Consider the following 21,017-nt stretch of genomic DNA (forward strand, 5'->3'; position numbering starts at 1 on the left):
CGCCATAACAGAGCCCTTGCCGGGGTGTTACGCGCAGCCTCGACCAGGCAGTCGAGATTTGGGTGGTTAGGGAGATATAGCAGTCGGGCAGGAAGCAACCAGAGGCTTTCTGGGTTAATCCTTTTGTAGGTGATCCTCAGCGGAGCCCCAGCCGGCGGGCCAATCGGCTCAAGTTTGCGCGGTCCAGGCCCAGCTCGCGCGCGGCTGCCGCCCAGTTGTCCTGGTGGCGTTGCAGGCAGGCTTCGATCACCTGGCGTTGGTAGAGGTCGACCGCTTCGCGCAGGCCGCCTTCAGGTAATGCTGCCACCTGGAGCGGGGTTGTGGGGGAGAGTAGGGGCCCCGGTGTTGCCGAAGACACGCGCAGGTCCAGGTCGATGGCTGCGAGTGTGAGGATGCGTGGCCGATCGGGGTGTTGGCCCAGTGCCTTGAGGGCCGAGCGGCCGATCAGGTGTTCCAGTTCGCGCACGTTGCCTGGCCAGTCGTAGGCCAGCAGCGCGGCCTGGGCGTCGTGGCTCAGTCGAAGGCTGTTCAGGCCTAGGCGCGAACGGTTCTGTTCGAGGAAGTAGCCAGCCAACAGCAGTACATCTCGACCACGTTCGCGCAAGGGCGGCACGTGCAGCGGGTACACGCTGAGGCGGTGATAGAAGTCGGCGCGGAAGTTGCCGTTGCGCACTTCTGCTGCCAGGTCACGGTTGGTGGCGGCAATCAGGCGCACGTCCACGCGGTGCTCGCGGTCCGAGCCCAGGCGTTGCAACTGGCCGCTTTGCAGCACACGCAGCAGCTTGGCCTGTACGGTGAGTGGCAATTCACCTACTTCGTCGAGGAACAGCGTGCCGCCGTTGGCCAGTTCGAACTTGCCGCGGCGCTCGCCGTGCGCACCGGTAAAGGCACCGCGTACATGGCCGAACAGTTCGCTTTCTACCAGCGTGTCGGGCAGGGCGGCGCAGTTCAGGCTGACCAGCGGCTTGTCTGCGCGGCTGCTGGCCTGGTGCAGGGCAAGGGCCACCAGTTCCTTGCCGACGCCGGTTTCGCCGGTGATCAGCACGGTCAGGTCGCTGCCACCGACCAGGCGGATTTCCTCTACCAGGCGCTTGTGCGCCGGGCTCTGGCCAATCAGTTCTTTATCCTGGCCGCTGGCCTGGCGGTAGATCTCGGCGCGGTGGTGTTCGTCCTCGGCGCGCAGGGCCAGGTGCTCGATGCGCTCGGCCACGGTAACGGTGGCGGCGGCCAGGCTGGCGAAGGCCTGCAGGGCATCCAGTTCCAGGCTCTGGAACTGCCCGGGGGTGAGGGCGTCGAGGGTGACCAGGCCCCAAGGGCGTTCATCGACCATCAACGGGCAACCCATGCAGTCGTGCACTTCAAGGTCGACGTCCGGGGCATTGACCAGGCCATCGTAGGGGTCGGGCAGTTCGGAGTCGCTGGCAAAACGGGTGGGTTCCGAGCGGCTGAGCAAGATCTGGAACCGTGGATGCTCGCTGACCCGGAAGCGCCGGCCGAGGGTGTCGGGGCTCAGGCCATCCACAGCCAGCGGTACCAGCCATTCACCATCCAGGCGCAGCAGCGCGGCGGCATCGCACGGCAGCAGGCCGCGCATGGCCTGCAGTAGGCGCCGGTAGCGCTCCTGATCGGGCAAATCGCGGGACAGGTCGCTGACCAGGGGCAGCAAGGCGGTGAGCAATGGCTTTGTGGTCATAAAGACTCCAGTGGGTCGATATGACTATACGCCGGGGTGGGTCGTTTTGACATGACCTGCGTCAAACCCCTGATTTTGCTGGCGATAAAAGTTGGCACGATTTCTGAAATGGCTAGAGCAGTCATTTGAAGCCACAGGCTCAGGAGTTGTCGCAATGCTCAATGCCGAACAACGTGCAATCATCAAGGCCACTGTACCCCTGCTGGAAAGCGGCGGCGAAGCGCTGACCACCCACTTCTACAAGATGATGCTCAACGAGTATCCCGAGGTCCGTCCACTGTTCAACCAGGCCCACCAGGCCAGTGGTGACCAGCCGCGGGCCCTGGCCAACGGCGTGCTGATGTATGCCCGCCACATCGACCAGCTGGAGCAGTTGGGCGGCCTGGTCGGGCAGATCATCAACAAGCATGTTGCCCTGCAGATTCTGCCGGAGCACTACCCGATCGTCGGCAGCTGCCTGCTGCGCGCCATCGAGGAAGTGCTGGGCAAGGAAATCGCCACCCCCGCGGTGATCGATGCCTGGGCCGCGGCCTATGGCCAGCTGGCCGACATCCTGATTGGTGCTGAAGAAAACCTTTATAAACAGAAGGAAGAGGCCGAGGGCGGCTGGCGCGGTACCCGCGAATTCCGCCTGGTGCGTCGCGAGCAGGAAAGCAGCGAGATCGTCTCGTTCTACTTTGCCCCGGTAGATGGCAAGCCGGTGCTCAAGGCCGAGCCAGGCCAGTACATCGGCCTGAAGCTGGACATCGACGGTGCCGAGCAGCGCCGCAACTATTCCCTGTCGGCGCTGTGCGATGGCAAGGAGTACCGCATCAGCGTCAAGCGCGAGGCGGGCGGCAAGGTTTCCAATTACCTGCACGATGAGCTGGTGGTGGGCGATACCCTGCAACTGTTCCCGCCTGCGGGTGACTTCACCCTGGCTGCCAGCGACAAGCCGCTGGTGCTGATCAGCGGGGGCGTGGGCATCACGCCGACCCTGGCGATGTTGCAGGCGGCGTTGCAGACCCGGCGCGAGGTGCATTTCATTCACTGCGCCCGTAACGGTGCGGTGCATGCTTTCCGTGACTGGGTCGATGGCCTGGCGGCGCGTCATCCGCAGCTCAAGCGCTTCTACTGCTATGCCGAGCCTGCGGGTGGCGCTGAGGCCGATGCCATCGGCCTGCTGAGCGAGGACCTGCTGGCCGAGTGGCTGCCGCCGGAGCGTGATGTGGATGCCTACTTCCTTGGGCCCAAGGCCTTCATGGCGGCAGTGAAGCGCCAGTTGAAGGGCCTGGGTGTGCCGGAGCAGCAGAGCCGCTACGAGTTCTTCGGGCCGGCGGCTGCCCTGGAGTAATCCACCGAAGGTACTGCGCTGACCTGTAGGAGCGGCCTTGTGCCGCGAAAGGGCCGCAAAGCGGCCCCTGCAATATCAGCTGCGAAGCTGAGACCCTGGGGCCGCTTTGCGGCCCTTTCGCGGCACAAGGCCGCTCCTACAGGGAGAGTGCAAGCCATTCCCGGGCCTTTCATCCCAGCCGGTGGGTCGCACCACACCTTCCTGCTTATATATAAAGGAAAGATGAAACCGCGCGCTGCGCTTTCATCTTTAATCCTCCTTTAATCACGGTATCCTTCACTCCCGGGTGTCGAGGGGCTTGCCCCTGCGCGGCACCCGGGCTGCCGTTTTTTTGCCGCCCAGCGTTGAACCGACGTTGTGATAGCCGGTCTCAGCCACACCGGATAGCCCTGCGCAGTGCGATCACGCTGCTTCCTCGGCACGCTCAAAGGCCCTGCCCAGCGTGTAGACTTGCGCTCAGGCAGGCGGACCACGCTGCCACTATCCATCGAAGGAACCGGCAATGAACGAACAAACATCGCGCCTGAATCGGGAACGGCGCTTTCTGGTGCTGTTGGGCCTGATCTGCCTCTCGCTGATCGGCGGCGCCCTCTATATGCAAGTGGTGTTGGGCGAGGCACCGTGCCCGCTGTGCATCCTGCAGCGTTACGCGCTGCTGTTCATTGCCGTATTCGCCTTTGTCGCCGCGGCGATGCCCGGGCGCCGCAGCCTGACCTTCTTCGAGGCACTGGTGGTGCTAAGCGCAATTGGCGGAATCATTGCGGCCGGCAACCATGTGTATATACTCGCCAACCCCATGGTCAGCTGTGGCATCGATACCCTCCAGCCGATCGTTGACGACCTGCCTCTGGCCAAACTCTGGCCGCTGGCATTCCAGGTCGACGGCTTCTGCAGCACGCCGTACCCGCCGCTTCTCGGCTTGTCGCTGGCGCAATGGGCGCTCGTGGCGTTCGTGCTGACCGCCATCCTGGTTCCGCTCGGGATCTACCGCAACCGACGCCAGGCTTAGACAAAAGTCCTGAATTGCATGTGGTCTTTTACACCGCATGAGAAGAGGGAAAAGTCGCTCACCGCTTGATCCAGATCAACCACAAAGCCTTGCAGAATGCGGCTTTGAGGCCTAGCAAGCGGGGTGCGACAAACTGTCGCGAAGTTGAATTATCGAGCAGCATTGTTACGCATTCTGTAAAAGACTGTTGCTCAATAAGTCATAGTCAAGGGTTGGCGACCTCACTACAATCGCCCCCAATTTCCGTTCGGCACTGCTTGCGAGTCGCAGGATTGAAGGAAGCCCCAGCGCTCCTTTTTGCTGACTTCGTCAAGTTTCGCCCAACGGCGATACCGGGCGGACCCCCCTCCGCGTTTTCCCGCACCAAATGGACTTGGTCTGAAGTACAGGCCTGTTGCCTACGAAACCATAAGCACCGCTAACACGCTTGAAGCCAAGGTCCTGCAGTCGGACCCCAGGCAGGAGCGAGTACGGGCGCAAAATGCCTCACTTGGCAGGACGAAGTGTTGGCTACCAAAACACAAATTGCATTGAAGCAAGCTGATCTAGAGGTCGTGAGATGAGTAAAAAGCGTTACCCCAGACTGTTTGGCATATTGCCCTTTTTAGGCATGCTTTTACTCAGTGGGTGCAACTGGACCCTGCTCGACCCGAAGGGCCAGGTCGGCATTGAGCAAAAGAACCTGATCCTGATCGCTACCGGCCTGATGCTGCTGGTGGTCATTCCTGTGATCATCATGACCCTGGCGTTCGCCTGGAAGTACCGTGCTTCCAACAAGGCAGCCACCTACACCCCTGACTGGTCGCACTCGACCAAGATCGAGGCCGCGGTGTGGATCATCCCGATCCTGATCATCATCGCCCTGGGTTACGTCACCTACCACTCCACCCACAAGCTGGACCCTTACCGTCCGCTGGACTCGGACGTGAAGCCGATTCAGATCGACGTGGTCGCACTGGACTGGAAGTGGCTGTTCATCTACCCGGAACAGGGCATTGCCACCGTCAACAAGATCAACTTCCCGGCTAATACCCCGGTGAACTTCCGTGTCACCTCCGACGCCGTGATGAACTCGTTCTTCATCCCGGGCCTGGGTGGCCAGATCTACGCCATGGCCGGCATGACCACCAAACTGCACCTGATCGCCAACGAAAACGGTGTGTTTGACGGTATCAGCGCCAACTACAGCGGTGCTGGTTTCACCGGCATGAAATTCAAGGCTACTGCCACTTCCCAGGCCGACTTCGATGCATGGGTCGCCGAGGTCAAGCAGTCGCCGTTGAAACTGGGCAAAGCCGAGTACGAAGCTCTGGCCAAGCCTAGCGAATACAACCCAGTCGCGCTGTACAGCGAGGCGCCAGCAGAGCTGTTCCAGTCCATCGTCGACAAGTACGAAGGCATGAACCGCGGCAAGCCGGTCCACGAAGAAGCAGGCAGCAAAGATCTGGCCACAACCAAGGGTGTGGAATCGAGTATGCAACCAGCTGCCGGTGCAGAGGAGTAAGAGATGTTCGGTAAACTAAGCCTGGAGGCGATACCCTATCACGAGCCGATAGTCATGGTGACGCTTGCCATGATCGCGCTCGGCGGTATCGCTGTCGTCGGTCTTATCACCTATTTCCGCAAGTGGACCTACTTGTGGAGCGAGTGGCTGACTACTGTCGACCACAAAAAGATCGGCGTGATGTACATCATCGTCGCGATGGTCATGCTGCTGCGCGGCTTTGCCGACGCCATCATGATGCGTACCCAGCTGGCTGCCGCTACCGGTGGCTCCGAAGGCTACCTGCCGCCTGAACACTATGACCAGATCTTCACCGCTCACGGTGTGATCATGATCATCTTCATGGCGATGCCGTTCTTCACCGGCCTGATGAACCTCGCGGTTCCTCTGCAGATCGGTGCACGTGACGTTGCCTTCCCGTTCCTGAACTCCCTGAGCTTCTACCTGCTGCTGGCAGGCGTGCTGCTGGTCAACATCTCGCTGGGCGTTGGTGAATTCGCCAAGACCGGCTGGGTTGCCTATCCGCCGCTCGCAGGCATCCAGTACAGCCCTGGGGTAGGTGTCGACTACTACATCTGGGCGCTACAGTTATCCGGATTGGGTACGACGCTTACCGGCGTGAACTTCCTCGTCACCGTGATGAAGATGCGCGCACCTGGCATGAAGCTGATGGACATGCCGATCTTCACCTGGACCTGCACCTGGGCCAACGTACTGATCGTTGCTTCGTTCCCGATTCTGACTGCTGCACTCGCTCTGCTGACTGTTGACCGTTATCTGGACTTCCACATTTTCACCAACGAGCTTGGTGGGAACCCGATGATGTACGTCAACCTGTTCTGGGCGTGGGGTCACCCTGAGGTGTACATCCTGATCCTGCCGGCCTTCGGCGTGTTCTCGGAAGTTACCTCGACGTTCTCTGGCAAACGCCTGTTCGGCCACCACTCGATGATCTACGCATCGGGCGCGATCGCCATCCTCGGCTTTGCGGTATGGCTGCACCACTTCTTCACCATGGGTGCCGGCGCCAGCGTCAACACCTTCTTCGGCCTGGCGACGATGCTGATCTCCATCCCGACCGGTGTGAAGCTGTTCAACTGGCTGTTCACCATGTACCAAGGCCGTGTGCGCTTCACCGCACCGATGCTCTGGACCCTGGGCTTCATGGTCACCTTCTCCATCGGTGGCATGACCGGCGTACTGCTGGCCGTTCCAGGTGCTGACTTCGTTCTGCACAACAGCCTGTTCGTAATTGCGCACTTCCACAACGTGATCATCGGTGGCGCGGTATTCGGCTACATCGCCGGTTTCGCCTTCTGGTTCCCGAAAGCCTTCGGCTTCACCCTGAACGAGAAGTGGGGCAAAGCTGCCTTCTGGTTCTGGCTGTCGGGCTTCTACGTTGCGTTCATGCCGCTGTACGCCCTGGGCTTCATGGGCATGACCCGTCGTCTGAACCACTCCGACAACCCACTGTGGGAACCCTACCTGTACGTAGCCGTTGTCGGCGCCGTGCTGATCCTGTTCGGTATCGCTTGCCAGCTGATCCAGATCTACGTGTCGGTTCGCGACCGCAAAGACAACATGGACGTCACTGGCGACCCATGGGGCGGCCGTACCATCGAGTGGTCCACTTCGTCGCCACCGCCGTTCTACAACTTCGCTCACATGCCTGAGAAAGTTGGTCTGGACGCCTGGCACGAAGCCAAGGAAGCCGGTGTGGCGTACAAGGTTCCGGCCAAGTACGAAGCGATCCACATGCCGAGCAACACCTCCACCGGTCTGTTCATGGGTCTGTTCCTGACCGTGTTCGGCTTCGCCTTCATCTGGCACATCTGGTGGCTGGTGGGCGCGAGCCTGTTGGCAACCATCGCAGTCTTCGTTCGCCACGCTGCACGTGACGACCAGGGCTACATGGTTCCGGCCGAAGAAGTGGCGCGCATCGAAGGCGAGCGTATGAAAGCGCTGGCCAAAGCAGGTGCTCTGCCTGCCGGCGCACGTGTCGAATCGTTTGAGCGGGTGTAATCAATGTCCAGTCAAGTAATGCACGGCGGCGCTGCTCATGGTCACGACCATGGGCATGACGACCACCACCACGACTCGGGCCAGATGACCGTACTGGGTTTCTGGCTGTACCTGATGACCGACTGCATCCTGTTTGCGTCGCTCTTCGCCACCTACGCGGTGCTGTCCGGCAGTTTTGCCGGCGGCCCGTCGGGTCATGACATCTTCCAGCTCGATTTCGTAGCTGTTGAAACGCTGTTCCTGCTGCTGTCCTCGATCACCTTCGGCTTCGCCATGCTGAAGATGTTCGATGGCAAGAAAGCTGGCGTACTGGGCTGGTTGGCTGTGACCTTCCTGTTCGGTGCAGGCTTCATCGCGATGGAAATCTATGAATTCCATCACCTGATCAGCGAGGGCTTCGGCCCGCAGCGCAGTGGCTTCCTGTCGGCGTTCTTCGCCCTGGTAGGTACCCACGGTCTGCACGTGACTGCCGGCCTGATCTGGATGGCAATCATGATGTACCAGATCAACAAGCATGGCATCACGCCGACCGCCAAGACCCGCATGAGCTGCCTGAGCCTGTTCTGGCACTTCCTGGACGTGGTCTGGATCTGCGTATTCACCGTCGTCTACCTGCTGGGGGTTCTGTAATGGCTAGCGCACACGACACTCATCACGAAGGTAACCACGGCAGCGTCAAGTCGTACATGATCGGCTTTGTCCTGTCGATCATCCTGACCGCGATCCCGTTCGCGTTGGCGATGAATGCCAGCCTGCCGAAGAACCTGACCGTTCTGATCATTGTTGCCATGGCCGTGATCCAGGTAGTGGTACACCTGGTGTACTTCCTGCACATGGACCGCTCGAAAGAGCAACGCAACAACGTGTCGACGTTCCTGTTCACCGTGCTGGTAATTGCACTGCTGGTCGGCCTGTCGCTGTGGATCATGTTCAACATCCACATCGAAATGATGGCCAAGTGAGGTAAGACTGCATGTCCGTTAAGCACTTTATCCAAATCACCAAACCGGGGATCATTTTCGGTAACGTGCTTTCCGTGGCAGGCGGTTTCTTCCTTGCCTCGAAGGGCCATGTGGATTTCGCCTTGTTCCTGGCGGTGGTGATCGGTACTTCGCTGGTGGTTGCGTCCGGATGCGTGTTCAACAACTGCATCGACCGTGACATCGACCACAAGATGGAGCGCACCAAGAACCGCGTCATGGTGCAGGGCGGCATGTCGCTGCCCCTCGCGCTGATCTACGCCACCCTGCTCGGGGTGGCGGGTTTCAGCCTGCTGTATGTCCAGGCCAACCCACTGTCGGCGTTCTGCGCAGCTGTAGGCTTCATTGTCTATGTCGGTTTCTACAGCCTGTGGCTGAAGCGTAAATCGGTGCACGGCACCTTGGTCGGCAGCCTTTCGGGTGCCATGCCTCCGGTGATCGGCTACTGCGCCGTTAGCAACAGCTTCGACCTGGCTGCGGTAACCCTGCTGGTGATGTTCAGCCTGTGGCAGATGCCACACAGCTTTGCCATCGCAATCTTCCGCTTCAAGGATTACAGCGCTGCCAACATTCCGGTCCTGCCGGTGGCACGTGGCATCCTCGCGGCGAAGAAGCAGATCGTGCTGTACGTGCTGGCCTTCGTGCTCGCCACCTTGATGCTCACCCTCGGCGGTTACGCCGGCCTCGGCTACCTGGCCGTGGCAGCTGCCATGGGCCTGTACTGGCTGTACATGGCCTGGGGTGGCTACAAGGCCGAGGACGACAGCAAGTGGGCCCGCAAGGTGTTCGGCTTCTCCATCCTCACTGTCACCGCTCTGAGCGTGATGATGGGCGTGGACAGCCAGACTGCTGCGGACGTGCTGATGACTTACGCACGCTGATACTGCTGCCTGTTTCACGAAAACCCCGGCCATGTGCCGGGGTTTTTTGTGGGCGTTTTTCTGTGCCGGCCCTTTCGCGGGCTTGCCCGCTCCGACAGGTACGGCGCAGGTCCCAAGGGCTGTGAGTAACCCTGTGGGAGCGGGCGAGCCCGCGAAGAGGCCATCACAGCAAAATATAAATCCTGTATTTTCAAAAAATACTTCTAAAAAGATCTAGAAAAACAGGATTTTGCCCTTTACAGGAATCATGTTTCGGCACTATCTTCTGTCTCAGGCCGCCACATCGGCCAGCGTCGCTCGGACGGTTCCGGGCGCTTACGTCCTCAGAGGAAGCCATGGCCAACCCAGGTTCGCCGCGCCGCTTTGCGCGCATCGATCGTCTCCCCCCTTACGTCTTCAACATCACTGCCGAGCTCAAGATGGCCGCCCGCCGCCGTGGCGAGGACATCATCGACCTGAGCATGGGCAACCCCGATGGCGCCACCCCGCCGCACATCGTCGAGAAGCTGGTACAGGTCGCCCAGCGTGAAGACACCCACGGCTACTCCACCTCTCGCGGCATCCCGCGCCTGCGCCGGGCCATCTCCAACTGGTATAAGGAACGCTACGAGGTTGACATCGACCCGGAAAGCGAAGCCATCGTAACTATCGGCTCGAAAGAAGGCCTGGCCCACCTGATGCTGGCCACACTCGACCAGGGCGACACGGTGCTGGTGCCCAACCCCAGCTACCCGATCCACATCTACGGCGCAGTGATCGCCGGTGCCCAGGTGCGTTCGGTGCCGCTGGTGCCGGGTGTGGACTTCTTCAACGAGCTTGAGCGGGCCATTCGCGAGTCGATCCCCAAGCCGAAGATGATGATCCTCGGCTTCCCGTCCAACCCGACCGCCCAGTGCGTGGAGCTGGACTTCTTCGAGCGCGTGGTGGCCCTGGCCAAGCAGTACGACGTGCTGGTGGTGCATGACCTGGCCTACGCCGACATTGTCTACGACGGCTGGAAAGCCCCGTCGATCATGCAGGTGCCTGGCGCCAAGGACATTGCGGTGGAGTTCTTCACCCTGTCCAAAAGCTACAACATGGCGGGCTGGCGGATCGGCTTCATGGTCGGTAACCCCGAGCTGGTCAACGCCCTGGCCCGGATCAAGAGCTACCACGACTACGGCACCTTCACCCCGCTGCAGGTCGCTGCCATTGCGGCGCTGGAAGGTGACCAGCAATGCGTCCGTGACATTGCCGAGCAGTACCGCCAGCGCCGCAACCTGCTGGTGAAAGGGCTGCACGAGCTGGGCTGGATGGTCGAGAACCCCAAGGCATCGATGTACGTATGGGCGAAGATCCCTGAGCAATATGCACACATGGGCTCGCTGGAGTTTTCCAAGAAGCTGCTGGCTGAGGCCAAGGTGTGCGTGTCGCCGGGCATCGGTTTTGGTGAGTATGGCGATGACCACGTGCGCTTTGCCCTGATCGAGAACCAGGACCGCATACGCCAGGCCATTCGCGGCATCCGGCAGATGTTCCGGGCTGACGGGGTGGCCCGCAAATAAGCAACCGGGGCTGCAAAGCAGCCCCTCGATTTTCCAGCAGGGCGAGCTTTCCGCCTGCGTTTCACCGATCAGCCTACCTATCTTCAGCACTCATTTCTCACCAAAGAGATCCCTCCCCATGAGTGTGTTCACCGCCTACTTCTGCGGCACCGGCTCGCATCGCTTCGACGATGCAAACCCCAACTTCTGGAACGGCGAGCTGGTTTCGACCCTGGCCGCCAACGACCAGGGCCGCGAATTCGCCCACTGGATTGCCGTTGACGGTCCCGGCAGCGGCAACCTTCAGGATGACAAGCTGTTCGTAGAGCCCGGCGGCTACTTCAACTGGACCGGCCAGTTGTTCGGTAGCGGCTGGGAAGAAAACGTCAACCACGTGCTGCAGGTGATCAAAGGCGAAAGCAACTGGCAGCGCACCAAGCTGAGCGAGGAAGAGTACGGGCGGCTGAAGGATGCTGGCGTACCTGTTCCGGAAGTGTCATCCACGGCCTCGTGGTTCTGGCGTACCTACGACTACGGTGACCGCCACCCAACGCCGCAAGAGTTGCAAGAGCGCATCATCAGCATGTTCCGCAAACCGCGCATTCCGACCCAGGTGAACCTGGTGGGCTGGAGCCGGGGCGGCATCAGCTGCCACATGCTGGCCAACGCCATGGCGAAAGACCCGGTATTGCGAAACGTACCGGTGAATATCTTTGCGATCGACCCGGTGCCTGGTGTCGGCAATGTGCAAGCCGAGCGCATCGCACTGGCGGAAAACGTGCGTGAATATGTCGGCTTCTACTCGCGGGATGAGCGTTCCAAAGGGTTTGCCTGCGTGATCCCGTCAGTCGTCAGTGGCACGCAAATCTGTATTTATCCGATGCCCGGGCGTCATGCCACGCTGGTCGGCAACGCATCGGTAGATGGTGCAAGCGACGGCACGGTGCTCAAGGAGCCCGGGCTGATCGTGCGACATTTCGCTGAAGTCTGCCTGACCCGCTGGGGGGTTCAACTGGGCAGGCAGCTGGCGTTGAACGACAGCCAGTTGATGAAGTGTCACCAAGCCATGGCCGCAGCCGAAGCGCAGTACCAAGCCATGCGCGTCAAATCCTACACAGTGCTGACCGAGGGTCAGAAGCATGACCGGTTGGTGCATTGCGGCGAGGACCGTACGCAGTTCAGCAAGGTGTGTGGTGATGACTATGACCCGACCGAAGGGCTTGCCTTGCAGCGTTGGGATGTCTCCACCTACAAGGCATTGCGCTGAACGAAGCGGGCGGCCGGATCAGTGGCAAATTTTTTTGCATGCACCCTCTATCCAGCCGCCCCGGGTTCGATTGAGAATGGCGCCGCGGGCCAACCCCGATAACAACAACCTTCCCTCCGTGGCATCATGTCTGAATATAACCCTTGCCTTGACTGCGGCGCCTGCTGCGGGTACTTCCGTGTGTCTTTCTTCTGGGGCGAATGCCAGTCTGCCGGGGGCGTTGTGCCGGACGACCTGGTGGTACAGATCAACCCCACCCGCGTTGCCATGATCGGCACCGATGCCAAGCCCTGCCGCTGCGTCAGCCTTGAAGGCGAGATCGGCAAGGAAGTCGCTTGTACCATTTACGCCAACCGCTCCAGCCCTTGCCGCGAATTCGAAGCATCGTGGGAGGGGGGTGTGCATAACCCCAGCTGCGACGATGCGCGGGCGGCGTATGGGCTGCCACCACTGACGCCGCCAGGCGCCAACGAGCCGCATTGGCCGGATGATGGGGCTGAGGTGGCCTGAACCCTTTATGCTCGCCTGGGCTGGCCCTGTCGCCGGCAAGCCAGCTCCCACAGGTACTGCACAAGGCTTAGGTTTTGTGGTGGCCTGGTGGGAGCTGGCTTGCCGGCGATGGGCTGCAAAGCAGCCCCGGGATGCCTGAACCCTGCACTTGACGTTAAACTGTCATCTCCCCAGCAATGGACAGGAGATCCGGCGTGACCCCACCCCGCAGTTTCCCCAGTGACCTCTGCCTCGACAGCCCGCGTCTGCACTTGCGCCCCATGCGCCATGCCGATGCTGCGCAATGGCTGGCGATCATGGCCGACCCCGAGGTCATGCGTTATTGGCACCATGCCCCCTGGCAAGACCTGGCCGAAGCCGAAAGCGCCCTGGCCGCCGACCGCGAAGCCTATGCCAATGGCGACCAGCTCAAGCTCGGCATGTATCGCCGTGATAACGGCGAGCTCATCGGCATGGTGCAGCTGTTCAATATTGACGATGTGTCCCGCCGCGGCGAAATCGGCTACTGCCTGGCCAGTGCCGTGCAGGGCAGGGGCTACATGGACGAAGCATTGACCTGCTTCATCGACTACCTCGCCCACACCCTGCACATGCGCCGCCTTGAAGGGGAGATTGACCCGCGTAACCAGGGCTCGGCGCGCACACTCGAGCGGCAGGGCTTTGTGCTGGAAGGCACCCTGCGGGCGCGCTGGTGCGTGGCCGGCGAGCTGTCCGACTCGGGTATCTACGGGTTGTTGCTTGAACCACCTGTTGCATAGTCTTACGGCGAATAGCTACTATTCGGGAACAATTCTCACTTGTGTCCCGGTACCCCATGCCCGTAGCCGACTCAACCAGCCCGTACCCGCTTGAACAGCTGTACAGCGAGCACCACGGCTGGCTGTTCAGCTGGCTACGCCGCAAGCTGCGCTGCTCTCACAGCGCAGCCGACCTGGCCCAGGACACCTTCGTGCGCATCCTGGCTTCGCGTGATGCCCTGCTGGGCATGCGCGAGCCACGCGCCTACCTCAGCACTACGGCGCGCCGCCTGCTGATCGACCGGGTACGCCGGCAGCAGATCGAAGCGGCCTACCTCAGCGAACTGGCCCAGGCTGCCGAGGCACTGGAAGGGCACCAGTCCCCCGAGAGCATCCTCATCACCCTTGAGGCGCTGGAGCAGATCGCCTTCCTGCTCGAAGGCCTGCATGTAAATGCACGTGAAGCGTTCGTGGGTTACTACCTGGACGACCTGACCCAGGTGCAGATTGCCGAGCGTCTGCAGATTTCCCCGCGCATGGTGCGCAAGTACCTGGCCCAAGCGCTTATCCACTGCCACCGCACGCTGGACATTGCCGCACCGTGAACCCGTCCCGCATCGAACAGGAGGCTGCCGAGTGGGCCCTGTGCCTGGGCGAAGGCGAACTGGATGCCGCTGATGCGTGCGAACTTGAGGCCTGGCTGCAGGCCGACCCGCGCCACGGCGCCACCTTGCGCCGCATGCAGGGGGTGATCAGCCAGGTCCAGGCGCTGCGCCAGCAACGCGGGCCGGTGGGCGCCGGGTTGCGCGCCGGGTTACAGCCTTCGACGCCACGCTCGGGTGCGCGGCGCACCCTGTTCGGCCTGGTGCTGGCGGCCTCGTTGCTGGGCGGCTTGCCGCTTGCCGGCGTATCGCCAACGGACTGGTTGGCCGACCTGCACACCGCGCCGGCCGAGTGGCATAGCGAAACCCTGGCAGATGGCTCACAGCTGACGTTGGCGGGCAATTCTGCCGTGGATGTGCAGTTCAGCGCTGGCGAGCGGCGCATCCGCCTGCTGCATGGCCAGGTGCTGGTGGATGTCAGCCATGACCCGACGCGGCCGTTCGTGGTGCAAACCGATGAGGGCAGCTTCAAGGCGCTGGGAACGCGCTTCGTGGTCAGCCAAGGTCACGCACGCAGCGAGCTGACCATGCTCGAATCCAGGGTCGAGGCGCGCAGTGCGGTGTCCGGTGATGAGTTGGTCGCCGGGCGTGGTGAACGCGCCTGGGTGGCACGTGACGGGCTTGGACCGCTGCCGGCCATCGACCCGGCGCGGGTAGACCGGGCCTGGCAGCACCACCAACTGGTGGCCGAAGGCGTGCCGCTCGATCAGGTGCTGGACGCGTTGTCGCAACAGCGGCGCGGCGTGCTGCGCTTCGACCGCCAGGCCATGCAGGCCATCAAGGTTTCGGCGGTGCTGCCGCTGGATGACAGCGAGCGCGCCCTGCGCCTGCTGGCCGAGGCGTTGCCGATTCGTATCGGCGGTGTTGGCCGCTGGTGGACCACGGTCGAGCCAGCCCCGCGAGAAAATCGATAAAGGTGGTTCCGCTTCTGCGCAGTGGCCCGTCAAACAAGAGGCCAACCGATCAAGAACAAGGAGCCGATCCACCATGCGCCGATTCCCTGGCCACCCCGTCCTCAGCCCGCTAGCCCTGGCCTTGCGCCTGTCCTGCGCCGGGCTGGCCCTATCCATTGCAGCCCTGCCGGCCGTGGCCGAGGAGGCCGCCCGCCGTAGCTTCGACGTGCCCGCCGGCAACCTGGCCGAGGCGCTTGGCAGCTATGCCCAGCAAGCCGCCGTGTCGCTGGCCTTCACCCCCGAAGCGCTGACCGGGCTGCAAAGTAGTGGCCTGCACGGTCTGTATTCGGTGGACAGCGGTTTTGCCGTGTTGCTGGCTGGCAGTGGTTACCGGGTGAAGCGCAGCGACAACGGCTACCGGCTGGTGGCCGAGCCGCAGGTGGCCGTGGCGGGTGACCCGATGGAACTGGGCGTTACTACCGTGGCCGGCCAAGGCATGGGCGAAAGTACCGAGAACACCGGCTCGTATGCCCCAGGCCTGATCAGCGTCGGCTCCAAGACCCCGACCAGCTTGCGCCAGACGCCGCAATCGGTATCGACGGTGACCCGACAGCTGATCGAAGATCAGCAACTGACCGACATCAACCAGGCGATGAAAGTAACGCCGGGCATCGTCACCCAGAGCACCACCTTCCGCACCCAAGACTTCCTTTCACGCGGCTTCAGCATCCAGAACCTGCAGATCGACGGCGCTGCGCCACAGGCATTGGGGACCGCGATGGGCTCGTTCTATTCGTCGAACATCTTCGAGCTGGCCGAGTTCGACCATATCGAGGTGCTGCGCGGTACCGCGGCGCTGTATGGCGGCTCGGGCGACCCGGGCGGCATCATCAACATGGTTCGCAAGCGGCCGACTGCTTACAACCAGCTCAAGATGACCCTGTCGGCCGGCACCTGGGACAATTACCGCCAGGAGTTCGACCTCTCCGGCCCGCTAGGCTGGGATGGCCGCCTGCGCGGACGCCTGGTGATGTCCAACACCGATCGCCAGTATTTCACCGACAACCGCGCCACCGAGCGGCCGTTGGTGTATGGCGTGCTGGAGGCGGACGTTACGGACGACACCATGCTCACCTTCGGTGCTCGCTACAACAAATCCCACGAAACCGGCAGCAATAGCGCGGTGCCGCGCTACAGCAATGGTGCTGACCTGAACCTGCCACGGCATACCGGCCTGACCAAGAATTGGGCCTACCTCGACGCCACCGCGCGCGAGTACTTCGCCAAGGTGGACCACCGATTCAACGACGACTGGAAGCTCAACCTCAGCTACACCAACACGTGGGACCTTGGGTTGTTCAAGACGGCGACCACCCTGAATGCAGTAGACCCGGTGACCAATAGCGGGGCGACCTGGTACGGCACCTCGACCCGCCAGGAGAACGAGCAGCACCTGTATGACGGTAACGTCTCTGGCCACTTCCAGGCCTTTGGTCTGGACCATGAAGTGGTCTTCGGTGCCGACTACCAGAAGATCGACAGTCGGTGGCTGGGCACTGCGCCTTATGCCGCCTCGGGCGCGCCGGCCAACGTATTCGACCCCGACAGCTCAGCGTTCGACGACCCCGGCAACGGGCGTGACTACAAGCGCGACTACAGCCCCAACTCGCAACGCCAGTACGGCCTGTACGGCAGCCTGCGTTTGCAGCTGGCTGAACCCCTGCACCTGATTGTCGGGGCGCGTGCACAGCGTTTCCACTTTTGGCAGACCTACACCAACAACCTGACCTCGCCAGCAAGTATCTCCAGCCCGGAGCAGCGTATAGGCACGAAGGTCACCCCGTTCGGTGGCCTGGTCTACGACCTTGACGATCAATGGTCGACATACGTCAGCTATTCGGAAATCTACAAACCGCAGTCCAGCCGAATCAGCGGCCCTGCGCAAAGCGGTGCGCCGCTTGAGCCCATGACCGGCAAAACCTACGAAACCGGCCTCAAGGGTGAGTTGTTCAATGGCGCACTCAACGCCAGCGTGGCGCTGTACTACAGCACCCGCGAAAACGAAGCGGTGCAAGACCCGAACTTCCTGGCCACCAATGCCGGCTTCTCGGGCAGCTGCTGCTATGTGTCCAACGGTAAGGTGGTGAGCAAGGGCATCGACATGGAGCTGTCTGGCGAGCTGCTGCCGGACTGGATGCTGGTGGGGGGCTACACCTTCAACCTGAACCGTAACCGCAGCGCCGATGCACCGCTGAGCACGGTGATGCCAAAGCACCTGTTCAAGCTGTACAGCACCTACCGGCTGCCGGGTATCCTCAGCGACTTCAAGGTTGGCGGCGGCGTGCAGGTGCAAAGCGCCACGTACATGAGCGGTACAGTGAATCGCTACGACAGCAGCGGCGCGCTGGTTGAGCGAAACGTACCGTTCGACTTCGACCAGAGCGGCTATGCGATCTGGAACGCGTTGGTCGAATACCGTGTCGATGATCACTGGAACGTCACGCTCAACGGCAACAACCTGTTCGACAAGAAGTACTACGAAACCGTGGGTACTTCGACCTATGGCAACTACTATGGTGAACCACGCAACTTCATGGTGACCCTGCGCGGCACCTATTGAGGGTTTGGAAGCGGGGCAGGGCCTGGGTTAAGGTCGTAGGCTGTCCCGTTTCTCTCAGGAATCCCCTTTGCCCGCTTTCTACCTGAGTATCAGCCTGCTGCTGTATTTGCTCGCCCTGTTCTTCGATGGCGCGCTGATGAGCGGCGAGCGTCATATGCCGGCCTTGCAGATGTTGCTGTACGGGCCATGGGGCATGCCCTTCGGTTTGTACCAATGGTTTGCCAACCCGCTGCTGGCCCTGGCCATCCTTGCCCATCGGCGGTTCCGCCGCTTGGCATTGCTGGCCGGGTTGGCGGCGGTGTACCTGGCAGCCAGCAGCTTCGGCATCACCCGCCTGCCCGACAACCAGAGTTATGAGTTTCACGACCTGACCGGTTTTGGTGCTGGTTTCTATCTGTGGCTGGCGGCCATCGGGGTGTTCTGCCTGGGGCAGGCCTGGCATTGCTGGAAGGCACGTAGCGCCGACGACATGCCGGGCTGGAACTGGCTGGATGTGGCGTTGATTGCGGCGCTGGGCGTGGCGCTTTATTCAGCCACGCAGATGCCATCGCTGCGCTTCCACCCAGGCAAGGTACTGATGCCGCCGGAACAACCGCAGTCGTTTTGATACCCGCAAGGAGGGTTTGCATGATCAAGCATTGCCTGACAGGCCTGGCACTGGCCTGCGTTTTGCCGCTGGCCGTGGCGGACGATTACACGCCGGCCTACGGAAAGTGCATGGACAAGGCCTCCAGCACCGTGGCCATGAGCGAGTGCATCCAGGCCGAGACACACGTGCAGGACCAGCGTCTGAACCGGGTGTACAAGCAGCTGATGGGCAAGCTGGATGCCGGGCAGCAGAAAAGCTTGCGGGATGTGCAGCGTAAATGGCTTGCCTACCGCGATGGCAATTGCCAGTTTCATGTGCAGGCCAGTGGCGGGACGATGGCGCAGCTGGAGGGAGGGTCATGCATGATGGACATGACCCGCGACCGGGCGGCGGAGCTGGAACGGGTGCTCAGCCCCGGGCAGTGAGGTTGCCTGTCCCGGCCCCATCGCCGGCAAGCCAGCTCCCACAGGTACAGCTCACAGGCAGAAGATGGCACTCAACCTGTGGGAGCTGGCTTGCCGGCGATGGGGCGCGAAGCGGCCCCGCTTTTACTGGCGAGGCTCGCGCAGCGCCCGGGCCTTGAGGTATTCGCGCACTTCCACGGCATCCCCGGCAAACTCGATACGCTCTGCCTTGGCTGCACGCTGGTAGGCATACATCGGGTCGTAATACTCGTTGAGCAAGCCTTCGATCCAGCCCCGGTGCAGGTCCACCGCGCCGCTGCGCTGTTGCGCTTCAAGGGCGAGGCGCAGGATCTGCGAAAGCCGCTGATAGCGCTCCCCACCCAAGCGCTTGCAGATGTTGGCCATGCTTTGCAGCATGCGCTCGGCAAACAACCGGCGGCCATCCTCTTCGCCATGCACGGAGATAAACTCGGCACTCAAGTTGACCACGTAGTCGCGCAAGATGCGCTCCACGCGGTTGGCGAAGCTGTCTTCCAGCCACACCAGCGGGTACTGCTGCATACCCTGATACAACTCCAGTGGCACCGTGCAGCTGCCGACGATGCGGCCTTCATCTTCCAGCACGAACTGCTCGCAGCCGCGGGCGCGCTTTTTCAGCACATCGATGGCCAGCTGGTTTTCGAAGTCGATTTGCGCCGGCTGCGCGGTGGCGCGTTTGCCGAAGCTGGAACCGCGATGGTTGGCGTGGCCTTCCAGGTCGAGCACGTTGTCCAGCTGGTGCAGCACATCGGTCTTGCCGGTACCGGTCAAACCGCCCACCAGCACAAAATCGCATTGCGCCACCGCCTGCTGGGTGGTTTCCAGCAGGAAGGTGCGCATGGCCTTGTAGCCACCTTTGACACGCGGGTACTGGATGCCTGCTTCATCGCGCAGCCAACCCTGCACGATCTGTGAACGCAGGCCGCCCCGGAAGCAGTACAGGTAACCTTGCGGGTGGATCTGGGCAAACGCTACCCAGGCATCCATCCGCGCCTGCTTGGTGGCGCCGCTGACCAGCTGGTGACCCAGGACGATGGCGGCCGCCTGGCCTTGCTGTTTGAAGCAGGTGCCGACCTTCTGCCGCTCCTGGTCGTTCATCAGCGGCAGGTTGACCACGCCAGGGAAGGCGCCTTTGGCGAATTCGAGCGGCGCGCGCATGTCCATCATCGGCACGTCGTCGAGGAACAGCTGACGGAAGTCGGTGCAGTCGGGGCGCATCAGATCACCTCGACCGCGTGGCTCTGTCGCTCGACCAGCTTGCCGATAGGCGACAGTTGCAGGCCCAGTTCGGCAGCCACGGCGAGGAAGTCGGTTTCACCCTCCGGGGTAACGGCCACCAGCAGGCCCCCGCTGGTCTGCGGGTCGCACAGCAGGTGCTTCTGGTCGTCAGTGAGGGTGCCGATCTTGTGCCCGTAGCTGTCGTAGTTGCGCAGGGTCCCACCGGGGATGCAGCCCTCGGCCAGGTAGTGGTCGACACTGGGCAGGCGCGGTACCGCGGCGTAGTCCAGGTGCGCGGTGAGGCCGCTGCCTTCGGCCAGCTCGACCAGGTGGCCGAGCAGGCCGAAGCCGGTGACATCGGTCATGGCCTTGACCCCGTCGAGTTTGCCGAAGCGGCTGCCAGGTGTGTTAAGGGTGCACATCCAGTCGCGGGCGAGGCCCTGGTCCTGCGGGCGTAGCTTGGCCTTTTTCTCGGCGGTGGTGAGGATGCCGATGCCCAGTGGCTTGGTCAGGTACAGCTGGCAGCCTGCAGTGGCGGTGTCGTTGCGCTTGAGGTGGCGCTTGCTGACCACACCGGTGACGGCCAGGCCGAAGATTGGCTCGGGGGCGTCGATGGAGTGGCCACCCGCCAGCGGGATACCGGCTTCGGCGCACACGGCGCGGCCGCCACGGATCACTTCACGGGCCACTTCCGGTGGCAGCACGTTGACTGGCCAGCCAAGAATGGCGATGGCCATCAGAGGGTCGCCGCCCATGGCGTAGATGTCGCTGATGGCGTTGGTGGCGGCGATGCGGCCGAAGTCGTACGGGTCATCGACGATCGGCATGAAGAAGTCGGTGGTCGAGACCACACCGCGCTCTTCGTCCAGCGCGTACACTGCTGCATCGTCACGTGACGCGTTGCCGACCCACAGTTTAGGGTCCAGGGCCTGGGTGCCGCTTTCGGCGAGGATCACGTCCAGCACCTTGGGGGAAATCTTGCAGCCACAGCCGGCACCATGGCTGTACTGGGTCAGGCGAATCGGCTCGCTCATGTGTACCTCAGCAGGTCAAATTGTTGCGCGATTGTAGCAAAGCTGGCCTTTGGGCCCTTGCCTCTTATAATTCCCGATGTCGGCGGATTTGTCGGCACT

At 61.9% G+C, this 21,017-nt stretch carries 19 protein-coding genes; 16 read left to right on the forward strand and 3 right to left on the reverse strand.

Translation table 11 applies throughout. From position 1 onward, the window contains the following. Positions 1–136: 136 nt before the first annotated feature. Positions 137–1,693 carry a nitric oxide reductase transcriptional regulator NorR gene (gene norR, locus SB756_RS10075; RefSeq protein ID WP_410910773.1) on the reverse strand — a complete coding sequence of 519 codons (1,557 nt, stop codon included), beginning with the start codon at positions 1,691–1,693 and terminating at the stop codon, positions 137–139. Positions 1,694–1,847: 154 nt separating this feature from the next. On the opposite strand from norR, the gene hmpA reads away from it, so the two are divergent. From hmpA to SB756_RS10155, 16 genes are all read left to right on the forward strand, one after another. Then, a complete protein-coding gene (hmpA, locus tag SB756_RS10080) occupies positions 1,848–3,026 on the forward strand; it encodes an NO-inducible flavohemoprotein (RefSeq protein ID WP_341797600.1) in 1,179 nt (392 codons plus the stop codon). Between the two features lie 502 nt (positions 3,027–3,528). Continuing rightward, on the forward strand, positions 3,529–4,035 hold the full coding sequence (locus tag SB756_RS10085) for a disulfide bond formation protein B (protein ID WP_341797601.1): 507 nt from the start codon (positions 3,529–3,531) through the stop codon (positions 4,033–4,035). Between the two features lie 559 nt (positions 4,036–4,594). Continuing rightward, positions 4,595–5,539: a ubiquinol oxidase subunit II gene (gene cyoA, locus SB756_RS10090; protein WP_016501430.1), complete on the forward strand. Its 945-nt coding sequence runs from the start codon at positions 4,595–4,597 to the stop codon at positions 5,537–5,539. A gap of 3 nt (positions 5,540–5,542) precedes the next feature. After that, positions 5,543–7,561, forward strand: a complete 2,019-nt coding sequence (cyoB, locus tag SB756_RS10095) for a cytochrome o ubiquinol oxidase subunit I (RefSeq protein ID WP_016501429.1) — start codon at positions 5,543–5,545, stop codon at positions 7,559–7,561. Between the two features lie 3 nt (positions 7,562–7,564). Then, positions 7,565–8,191, forward strand: a complete 627-nt coding sequence (gene cyoC / locus SB756_RS10100; RefSeq protein WP_016484942.1) for a cytochrome o ubiquinol oxidase subunit III — start codon at positions 7,565–7,567, stop codon at positions 8,189–8,191. Then, complete coding sequence (gene cyoD, locus SB756_RS10105; protein WP_410910774.1) at positions 8,191–8,523, forward strand: cytochrome o ubiquinol oxidase subunit IV; 333 nt, start codon at positions 8,191–8,193, stop codon at positions 8,521–8,523. The genes cyoC and cyoD overlap by 1 nt, the downstream gene beginning before the upstream one ends. Before the next feature lie 11 nt (positions 8,524–8,534). Beyond that, positions 8,535–9,422, forward strand: coding sequence for a heme o synthase (gene cyoE, locus SB756_RS10110; protein WP_016484944.1), 888 nt, complete (start codon positions 8,535–8,537; stop codon positions 9,420–9,422). Positions 9,423–9,757: 335 nt separating this feature from the next. Further along, the gene (alaC, locus tag SB756_RS10115) at positions 9,758–10,966 is read left to right on the forward strand and encodes an alanine transaminase (protein ID WP_063426301.1); all 1,209 of its coding nucleotides are present in this window, start codon (positions 9,758–9,760) and stop codon (positions 10,964–10,966) included. A gap of 118 nt (positions 10,967–11,084) precedes the next feature. Beyond that, positions 11,085–12,212, forward strand: a complete 1,128-nt coding sequence (locus tag SB756_RS10120) for a hypothetical protein (protein ID WP_410910775.1) — start codon at positions 11,085–11,087, stop codon at positions 12,210–12,212. Between the two features lie 126 nt (positions 12,213–12,338). Next, positions 12,339–12,722 carry a YkgJ family cysteine cluster protein gene (locus SB756_RS10125; protein WP_016501425.1) on the forward strand — a complete coding sequence of 128 codons (384 nt, stop codon included), beginning with the start codon at positions 12,339–12,341 and terminating at the stop codon, positions 12,720–12,722. A 194-nt stretch (positions 12,723–12,916) separates the two neighbouring features. Further along, complete coding sequence (locus tag SB756_RS10130; protein ID WP_016501424.1) at positions 12,917–13,480, forward strand: GNAT family N-acetyltransferase; 564 nt, start codon at positions 12,917–12,919, stop codon at positions 13,478–13,480. A gap of 56 nt (positions 13,481–13,536) precedes the next feature. Then, the gene (locus SB756_RS10135; RefSeq protein ID WP_341797603.1) at positions 13,537–14,064 is read left to right on the forward strand and encodes a sigma-70 family RNA polymerase sigma factor; all 528 of its coding nucleotides are present in this window, start codon (positions 13,537–13,539) and stop codon (positions 14,062–14,064) included. Beyond that, positions 14,061–15,035, forward strand: a complete 975-nt coding sequence (locus tag SB756_RS10140) for a FecR family protein (protein WP_410910776.1) — start codon at positions 14,061–14,063, stop codon at positions 15,033–15,035. The genes SB756_RS10135 and SB756_RS10140 overlap by 4 nt, the downstream gene beginning before the upstream one ends. 73 nt (positions 15,036–15,108) lie before the next feature. Next, complete coding sequence (locus tag SB756_RS10145; RefSeq protein ID WP_410910777.1) at positions 15,109–17,634, forward strand: TonB-dependent siderophore receptor; 2,526 nt, start codon at positions 15,109–15,111, stop codon at positions 17,632–17,634. A gap of 67 nt (positions 17,635–17,701) precedes the next feature. Beyond that, the gene (locus tag SB756_RS10150) at positions 17,702–18,241 is read left to right on the forward strand and encodes a hypothetical protein (RefSeq protein ID WP_341797606.1); all 540 of its coding nucleotides are present in this window, start codon (positions 17,702–17,704) and stop codon (positions 18,239–18,241) included. Between the two features lie 20 nt (positions 18,242–18,261). Then, entirely contained in the window at positions 18,262–18,648 is a 387-nt protein-coding gene (locus SB756_RS10155) for a lysozyme inhibitor LprI family protein (RefSeq protein ID WP_049274139.1), read from the forward strand. A 123-nt stretch (positions 18,649–18,771) separates the two neighbouring features. On the opposite strand, the gene mnmH is transcribed toward SB756_RS10155, so the two are convergent. Beyond that, positions 18,772–19,884 carry a tRNA 2-selenouridine(34) synthase MnmH gene (mnmH, locus tag SB756_RS10160; RefSeq protein ID WP_410910778.1) on the reverse strand — a complete coding sequence of 371 codons (1,113 nt, stop codon included), beginning with the start codon at positions 19,882–19,884 and terminating at the stop codon, positions 18,772–18,774. Next, positions 19,884–20,918: a selenide, water dikinase SelD gene (selD, locus tag SB756_RS10165; protein WP_341797609.1), complete on the reverse strand. Its 1,035-nt coding sequence runs from the start codon at positions 20,916–20,918 to the stop codon at positions 19,884–19,886. Before selD ends, mnmH begins: the two co-directional genes overlap by 1 nt. Positions 20,919–21,017: the final 99 nt, after the last annotated feature.

The sequence above is a fragment of the Pseudomonas sp. SIMBA_068 genome, from assembly GCF_046534705.1.
GTDB lineage: Bacteria > Pseudomonadota > Gammaproteobacteria > Pseudomonadales > Pseudomonadaceae > Aquipseudomonas > Aquipseudomonas putida.

Bases quoted from the DNA above. Each gene is read 5' to 3' on its own strand.
- SB756_RS10135 (WP_341797603.1), top strand. From the start codon at position 13,537: ATGCCCGTAGCCGACTCAACCAGCCCGTACCCGCTTGAACAGCTGTAC.
- SB756_RS10155 (WP_049274139.1), top strand. From the start codon at position 18,262: ATGATCAAGCATTGCCTGACAGGCCTGGCACTGGCCTGCGTTTTGCCG.
- SB756_RS10145 (WP_410910777.1), top strand. From the start codon at position 15,109: ATGCGCCGATTCCCTGGCCACCCCGTCCTCAGCCCGCTAGCCCTGGCC.
- hmpA (WP_341797600.1), top strand. From the start codon at position 1,848: ATGCTCAATGCCGAACAACGTGCAATCATCAAGGCCACTGTACCCCTG.
- alaC (WP_063426301.1), top strand. From the start codon at position 9,758: ATGGCCAACCCAGGTTCGCCGCGCCGCTTTGCGCGCATCGATCGTCTC.
- SB756_RS10085 (WP_341797601.1), top strand. From the start codon at position 3,529: ATGAACGAACAAACATCGCGCCTGAATCGGGAACGGCGCTTTCTGGTG.
- SB756_RS10125 (WP_016501425.1), top strand. From the start codon at position 12,339: ATGTCTGAATATAACCCTTGCCTTGACTGCGGCGCCTGCTGCGGGTAC.
- norR (WP_410910773.1), bottom strand. From the start codon at position 1,693: ATGACCACAAAGCCATTGCTCACCGCCTTGCTGCCCCTGGTCAGCGAC.
- SB756_RS10120 (WP_410910775.1), top strand. From the start codon at position 11,085: ATGAGTGTGTTCACCGCCTACTTCTGCGGCACCGGCTCGCATCGCTTC.
- cyoA (WP_016501430.1), top strand. From the start codon at position 4,595: ATGAGTAAAAAGCGTTACCCCAGACTGTTTGGCATATTGCCCTTTTTA.
- cyoE (WP_016484944.1), top strand. From the start codon at position 8,535: ATGTCCGTTAAGCACTTTATCCAAATCACCAAACCGGGGATCATTTTC.
- cyoD (WP_410910774.1), top strand. From the start codon at position 8,191: ATGGCTAGCGCACACGACACTCATCACGAAGGTAACCACGGCAGCGTC.
- cyoB (WP_016501429.1), top strand. From the start codon at position 5,543: ATGTTCGGTAAACTAAGCCTGGAGGCGATACCCTATCACGAGCCGATA.
- cyoC (WP_016484942.1), top strand. From the start codon at position 7,565: ATGTCCAGTCAAGTAATGCACGGCGGCGCTGCTCATGGTCACGACCAT.
- mnmH (WP_410910778.1), bottom strand. From the start codon at position 19,884: ATGCGCCCCGACTGCACCGACTTCCGTCAGCTGTTCCTCGACGACGTG.
- selD (WP_341797609.1), bottom strand. From the start codon at position 20,918: ATGAGCGAGCCGATTCGCCTGACCCAGTACAGCCATGGTGCCGGCTGT.